The organism is Kribbella sp. NPDC000426 (genome assembly GCF_040300265.1).
In the GTDB taxonomy this organism is placed as follows: domain Bacteria; phylum Actinomycetota; class Actinomycetes; order Propionibacteriales; family Kribbellaceae; genus Kribbella.
Genome location: NZ_JBEPDK010000010.1, coordinates 360,165 through 366,501, shown reverse-complemented (window position 1 = coordinate 366,501; position 6,337 = coordinate 360,165). Strand labels below are relative to the sequence as shown.

Below are 6,337 nucleotides of genomic sequence, written 5' to 3'. Positions count from 1 at the left end.
ACCCGCCTCCTGCTCGACTGCCGGTGAGCGGCGCCCAGGGCAAGAGCCAGACCAGCAACACCGCGCCAGCACGCGTGCAAGACAACACGCGGACCTGCTCGCCGAGTCGTGGGAACCGGCTCCGGGCCTGTCGGTCGTCGAGTCGTGGAGAGTGGTTCAGAAAATCTGCCACGATCCACGACTCGGCGTTCGAGGGCGGAACCATTCGCCACGACTCGGCAGGGTTATGAATGACGAGCGCCGACGGACGCCGACGTCCTCAGCGAGCCTGACTCGAGGTGCCGAGCCCGTCCGGAGCTGTTCACAGTCCCCAACCCACCACCGTCGCTTAAGGGTAGACGCCGGCCAAGCAGTCACTCGCGAGCGTCAGCGAGCAGACCTCGGGCGGCAGCCCGCAATCCCGGCGATAGCCGGACGGATGCTCCGGGCGATAAGCCCGGGGGTGGGTGGGTAGCGGGCGGAGCTGCCGCGCCGAGCGGAGCGACGAGAGGCGGCTGCGGAGCACGCGGGGGCGACCGCAGTACCGGCTATTCGCCGGTGGAGCCGTCCAGGCGTTCGCGGAGGAGGTCGGCGTGGCCGTTGTGGCGGGCGTATTCCTCGATCATGTGGATGTAGAGGTAGCGGACGGAGTACGGGGCGTCGTGGCCGGGGCGGGTGAAGGTGGCGTCCAGGGGGTAAGCGGCGGCCAGGGTGTCCGATGTTTTGACTAGGTCGCGGAAGTCTTCGACGTCTTGCTCGGCTTGGGCGGGGTCGGCTAGGTCGAAGTCGCCGTCGGGGTGTTCGGCGGTCCAGTACTTCGGGGGCGAGTCGTGGCCGGCGAGGGCTCGGTGGAACCAGTACTTCTCGACCTCGCCCAGGTGTCTGACCAGCCCGATCAGCGACATGCTCGACGGATCGACGCTGCGCCGGACCAGTTGGTCGCCGGTCAGGCCGGAGACTTTCCACAGCAGCGTGCCGCGGTGGTAGTCGAGGAATCCCTGCAGGAGCGTGCGCTCGTCGGCGGCCGTGGGCGGGTCCACCCGGAACTCTGTCGTCACGTGCAGAACCCTAGGCATGTGACGAGGGTCCTGTGAATATCCGGCGGATGTCGGCCCCCGGTGACGTAGACTGGTAACGACGGCCCGCCCAGTTCTGCCTCGGGCCGGTGAGCGCAACTACCTTGCGCCAGCAGTCGACCACCACGCGCCGCGGCCCACCAGGCCGCGCCGGGCAGGACGACCCCCGACTTTTGGAGTACCTCTATGGCGGCCCGCCGCCCCACGTCTACAACCACGCAATCCACGTCCCCGCGCCGCACCGCGAGCGCAACCACACAAGGCCCGGTCGCGTCGTCGCGACCGCGCCGCCGGCGCCGTACCGGTGCCGCGCGCAACAACTCGACGACAGCACAGCCCGTAGTTGCTGAAGACAACGAGACGGTTGCTTCTGACAACCATGTGGAGATCGCCCCGGACAACCGCACGTTCGCAGAGCTCGGCGTACCGGCTCCGCTGGTCGCCGCGCTGGACGCGTCCGGTGTGACCAAGCCGTTCCCGATCCAGGCGGCCACGCTGCCGGATTCACTGGCCGGCAAGGACGTTCTCGGCCGCGGCCGGACCGGCTCCGGCAAGACCTACGCGTTCGTGCTGCCGGTCCTGGCCCGCCTCGCCGCGAGCGGGACCAAGCGCCGGCCCAACCAGCCGCGCGCTCTGATCCTCGCGCCGACCCGCGAGCTCGCCACCCAGATCCAGGCGTCGATCACGCCGCTCGCCGACACGCTCGGTCTGCGGTCGATGACAATCTTCGGCGGTGTCGGTCACGGTCCGCAGATCAACGGCCTGCGCAAGGGTGCCGACATCGTCGTCGCCTGCCCGGGCCGGCTCGAGGACCACATCCAGGCCGGTCACGCGAAGCTCGGCGCGGTGGAGATCACCGTGCTCGACGAGGCCGACCACATGGCCGACCTCGGCTTCCTCCCCGCCGTACGCCGGATCCTCGAGGCGACCCCGGCGACGGCACAGCGGCTGCTGTTCTCGGCCACGCTGGACGCCGGCGTCGACGTTCTCGTCCGGCGTTTCATGAAGGACCCGGTCACGCACAGCGTCGACTCCGCCCGCTCGCCGGTCGCCAAGATGACCCACCACGTACTGCACGTCCAGCCGGACACGCGGCTCCCGGTGCTGGTCGACCTGACCGCGGCGCCCGGGCGTTCGCTGGTGTTCACGCGGACGAAGTACGGCGCCAAGGCGCTGACCAAGAAGCTGATCGCCCAGGGCGTCCCGGCGGTCGAGCTGCACGGGAACCTGTCCCAAGGTGCTCGGACCCGCAACCTCGAGGCCTTCGCGGAAGGTACTGCGAAGACGCTCGTCGCCACCGATATCGCGGCCCGCGGCATCCACGTCGACGGGGTCACGCTGGTGATCCACGCCGACCCGCCGATCGAGCACAAGGCGTACCTGCACCGCTCCGGCCGTACGGCGCGGGCCGGCGCCGAGGGGACCGTGGTCACGCTGATGACCGACGAGCAGGTCCGCGACGTCCGCGACCTGACCCGCAAGGCCGGCATCGCGCCGACGGTCACCAAGCTCACCACGGGCGACCCGCTGCTGTCCGAACTGGCCCCCGGCGAACGCACGTACGTCGAGCCGCCGGCCAGGCCGGTCCAGACCGAACGCGTCGCGGGCTCGAACGGTAGCGGATCGGGCCGAGGTAATCGCCGTCGGCGCTCTTCGGGCTCAGCTCAACCGGCGAGCGGCAAGCGGTCGAGCCAGGCGGCCTCCGCCCAGCCGACCGGAGGCTCTCGGGGCTCGGGCCGTTCCAGGTCCCGCGGCGGATCGGGCGGGGGGCCGAAGAGCTACACGACGAGTACCCCGGGGTCGGCGGCTCGTCCCGCCGGAGCCGCTGCGTTTTCGGCGGGATCGCGCGCCGGCAGCTCCCGCCGAGGTCGCTGACACCACCGGTCGCTCGTCGAGACGATGGGCCGCAGGCACCCCGCGGAACGCTACGTTGGTTGTGTGATTCGTACTGTTCTGGGGGACCTGCGGCCCGATGCGCTAGGCATCACCGACTCGCACGACCACCTGTTCTTCCGCTCTGCAGCCCTCCCCGGCCAGGAGCTGGACGACGAGGAGGCCGCAGTCGCGGAGGTGCGGGCGTTCGCGGACGCGGGCGGTCAGGCGATCGTGCAGTGGACCCCGCACGGGTTGAACCGGCGTGCCGAGCTGCTGCCCGGAATCTCAACCAGCACAGGGGTTTCGATCATCGCGGCCACCGGTCTGCACCGCCGCGAGCACTACCCCGACGGATTCGTCGACAAGGTCCAGGACCAGCTGGCCGAGATCTTCGTCCGCGAGCTGACCGCAGGCGTCGGCGACACCCAGGTGCGCGCCGGCCTGATCAAGGTGGCCAGTGGTTTCCACGTCCTGGACGCCCACGCCGAGCTGGTGATGCGCGCCGCGGCCGAGGCGCACCACGCCACGAACGCGCCGATCGCGATCCACCACGAGCTGGGCTCGGCGGCAGACGCCGTACTCGATCTGCTCGTCGACGAGCTCGGCGTACATCCGGGCGCTGTCGTCCTCGGCCACCTCAACCGCTTCCCGGACCATCGTGTGCATCGAGAGCTGGCGGAGCGGGGTGCGTGGCTGACGTTCGACGGGCCGTCGCGGGCCAACAACGCAACCGATCCGCGGCTGATGGACTGCCTCGCCGCGCTGATCGACGCCGGATACGCCGACCGCCTACTGCTTGGCGGCGACACGACGACAGCTCGCGCGCGGGCCTCGACCGGTGAAGGCCCGGGCATGCCGTACCTGCTGACGCACCTGCGGCCGCGGATCACGCGGTACTTCGGTGCCGACATCGCGGACGCCGTGTTCCGGAACAACCCAGCGCGTGCCTTCACCACGGATTGGCGGGCGTAGCGGTACCTTCCGGGCATGAGCGTTGTCGCGCAGGTCTTCGTGGTGATCGCTGGCGTGTTCCATCTGTTCGTGTTCGCGCTGGAGAGCCTGCTGTTCCGCAAGCCGAGCACCTACCGGCGGTTCCTGGTCAAGGACGACACCGAGATGGCGGCCGCGCGGCCGTGGGCGTTCAACCAGGGCTTCTACAACCTGTTCCTGGCGATCGGCGCGCTCGGCGGGCTGATCTGGGGTGGCGACACGGGCCACGCGATCGCGCTGTTCGCCTGCGCGTGCATGGCGGGCGCGGGCGTCGTGCTGGTCGCCTCCGACCGCCGGATGGTTCGGGCCGCGGCGACGCAGGCGGTACCGCCGATCGTCGCTCTCGTACTCGCAGCCTTGACTTAAAGTGCACTTGAGGACCGAACCTACTCGGCATGACCACCCTTGCCGAGCCGACGACCAGCCCGACGTCCAGCCCTGACACAGGCGGCGTCCTCTCCCCGCAGTACCGCGCCCTGACGATCGGGATGGTTGCCCTGATCACCCTGGTCGCGTTCGAGTCACTGGCCGTGGCGACCGCGATGCCGACGGTCGCGCAGTCGCTCGACGGCCTTCGCCTGTATGCGCTCGCGTTCGGCGGACCGCTCGCGTCCGGTGTGGTCGCGATGGTTGTCTCCGGCACCTGGAGTGACCTGAAGGGACCGGCCCGCCCGCTCTGGCACGGTACGGCGTGGTTCCTCGGCGGGCTGCTGATCGCCGGGTTCGCGCCGACGATGGAGGTGCTGGTCGTCGGCCGGATCATCCAGGGGTACGGCTCGGGCCTGCTCACCGTCGCGCTGTACGTCGTCGTCGGGCAGTTGTACCCGGCCCGGTTGCGCCCGAAGATCTTCGCCGCGTTCGCGACGGGGTGGGTCGTCCCATCGTTGGTCGGTCCAGCGATCGCGGGGTTGATCGTCGAGCACACCAGCTGGCGGTTCGTGTTCCTCGCCGTACCGGCGCTGGCGATCCCTGCCGCGCTGGTGATGCGGCCCGGTCTGGCGCAGGCTGGTGAGCACGAAGTACGTGCGGGGAAGCTGTGGGACAAGCGAGCGATGTGGGCGGTCGCGGCAGCGGTCGGGGTCGGGCTGCTGCATTACGGCGGACAGCAGCGCGGCGTACTGCAGGTGGTTCTGCTGCTCGTCGGGCTGGGTGGCGTGATTGCGTTCGGGCCGCGGTTGCTGCCGGCGGGGACGTTCGCGTTCGGGCGTGGGCTGCCGTCGGTGGTCGCGCTGCGTGGGCTGGTTGCGGCGTCCGGGTTCGGCGCGGAGGTGTTCCTGCCGCTGATGCTGACCAGGGAGCGCGGCTTGTCGCCGGCGCTGGCGGGGCTGGTGCTGACGGTCAGCGCGCTGAGCTGGTCGGCGGCGTCCTGGTACCGCGGGCGGCCGAATCAGCCGTTCTCGCACTCGGTCTTCCTGCAGGGCGGCATGGTGCTGATCGTGCTGGGCATCGCCACCGCGACGTTGACGCTCGATCCCCACGTCCCGGTGCTGGTCGGCATTCTCGGCTGGAGTCTGACCGGGCTCGGGATGGGGACCGTGTTCCCGACCCTGTCCGTGCTGACCTTGGAGTACTCCGAGCGGGACGAGCAGGGTGCGAACAGCTCCGCGGCGCAGCTGAGCGACTCGTTGTCAACGGCAACGGTGTTGGCGATCGGCGGATCGTTGTTCGCGGCCATCGAGCCGCATTCCGACCTGACGGCGTACCTCGTGGCGTTCGGGTTCCCAGCGCTGCTCGCACTGCTCGGCGTGCAGGCGGGTCGGCGTACTACTCCTTAGAACCGGTGACGGCGATGCTGGCGCCGAGGCCGATGATCATTAGGCCGCCAGTACCGCCGACCAGTTCGAGCCGGCGCGGCGAGCGGGCGAACCACTCGCGCGCCGTACCGGCAACGACTGCCCAGACGCTGTCCGAGCAGAGCGCGATCAGGATGAAGATGAGTCCGAGGACGAGGATCTGAGCCCATGCCGGGCTGCTCGCGCTCTTGTCGACGAACTGCGGGAGGACGGCCGCGAAGAACACCGCGGTCTTGGCGTTGGTCACGCCGACCAGGAAGCCTTGCCGCACGGTCTTCCGGCTGCTGCCCGGCTTCACGCCGGTGGCGAGCGCCTCCGCCAGCGACTTCCGCGAGCGGAACGCCTGGACGCCGAGATAGATCAGGTACGCCGCTCCGCCGAGCTTGACCACGGTCAACGCGATCGCACTGGCCGCGATCAACGTGCCGAGCCCGAGCGAGATCAGCACCAGCATGAGAGCGGCGCCGAGCGTGTTCCCGACCATCGTCAGGACCGCTTCGCGCCGTCCGACCGCGAGCGCACGGCCGACGATGAACAACACACTCGGCCCCGGAACCACGATGATGATGAACGCAGTGATCGCGAACGCAAGTAGATGATGAGCGGACGGCATCCACCCAGAAT

The 6,337-nt window shown here is 69.7% G+C and carries 6 protein-coding genes; 4 read left to right on the top strand and 2 right to left on the bottom strand.

Annotated features, from left to right (window positions below):
- Positions 1-527: 527 nt before the first annotated feature.
- Positions 528-1,037 (bottom strand): DinB family protein, encoded by a 510-nt coding sequence (locus tag ABT313_RS40985; protein WP_350865844.1) that lies wholly within the window; start codon positions 1,035-1,037, stop codon positions 528-530.
- 204 nt (positions 1,038-1,241) lie between these two features.
- Here ABT313_RS40985 and ABT313_RS40980 point away from each other — a divergent pair, with 204 nt between their 5' ends.
- From ABT313_RS40980 to ABT313_RS40965, 4 genes are all read left to right on the top strand, one after another.
- Entirely contained in the window at positions 1,242-2,930 is a 1,689-nt protein-coding gene (locus tag ABT313_RS40980) for a DEAD/DEAH box helicase (RefSeq protein WP_350865842.1), read from the top strand.
- 63 nt (positions 2,931-2,993) lie between these two features.
- Positions 2,994-3,902, top strand: a complete 909-nt coding sequence (locus tag ABT313_RS40975; RefSeq protein WP_350865840.1) for a phosphotriesterase family protein — start codon at positions 2,994-2,996, stop codon at positions 3,900-3,902.
- 15 nt (positions 3,903-3,917) lie between these two features.
- On the top strand, positions 3,918-4,286 hold the full coding sequence (locus tag ABT313_RS40970; protein WP_350865838.1) for a DUF1304 domain-containing protein: 369 nt from the start codon (positions 3,918-3,920) through the stop codon (positions 4,284-4,286).
- Positions 4,287-4,315: 29 nt separating this feature from the next.
- A complete protein-coding gene (locus ABT313_RS40965) occupies positions 4,316-5,695 on the top strand; it encodes an MFS transporter (RefSeq protein ID WP_350865836.1) in 1,380 nt (459 codons plus the stop codon).
- Here ABT313_RS40965 and ABT313_RS40960 read toward each other — a convergent pair.
- A complete protein-coding gene (locus ABT313_RS40960; RefSeq protein ID WP_350865834.1) occupies positions 5,685-6,326 on the bottom strand; it encodes a LysE family translocator in 642 nt (213 codons plus the stop codon). The genes ABT313_RS40965 and ABT313_RS40960 overlap by 11 nt on opposite strands.
- Between the last annotated feature and the right edge of the window lie 11 nt (positions 6,327-6,337).

Excerpts from the sequence above, each read along its gene's own strand:
- ABT313_RS40965 (WP_350865836.1), top strand. The coding sequence starts at position 4,316 with ATGACCACCCTTGCCGAGCCGACGACCAGCCCGACGTCCAGCCCTGAC.
- ABT313_RS40960 (WP_350865834.1), bottom strand. The coding sequence starts at position 6,326 with ATGCCGTCCGCTCATCATCTACTTGCGTTCGCGATCACTGCGTTCATC.
- ABT313_RS40980 (WP_350865842.1), top strand. The coding sequence starts at position 1,242 with ATGGCGGCCCGCCGCCCCACGTCTACAACCACGCAATCCACGTCCCCG.
- ABT313_RS40970 (WP_350865838.1), top strand. The coding sequence starts at position 3,918 with ATGAGCGTTGTCGCGCAGGTCTTCGTGGTGATCGCTGGCGTGTTCCAT.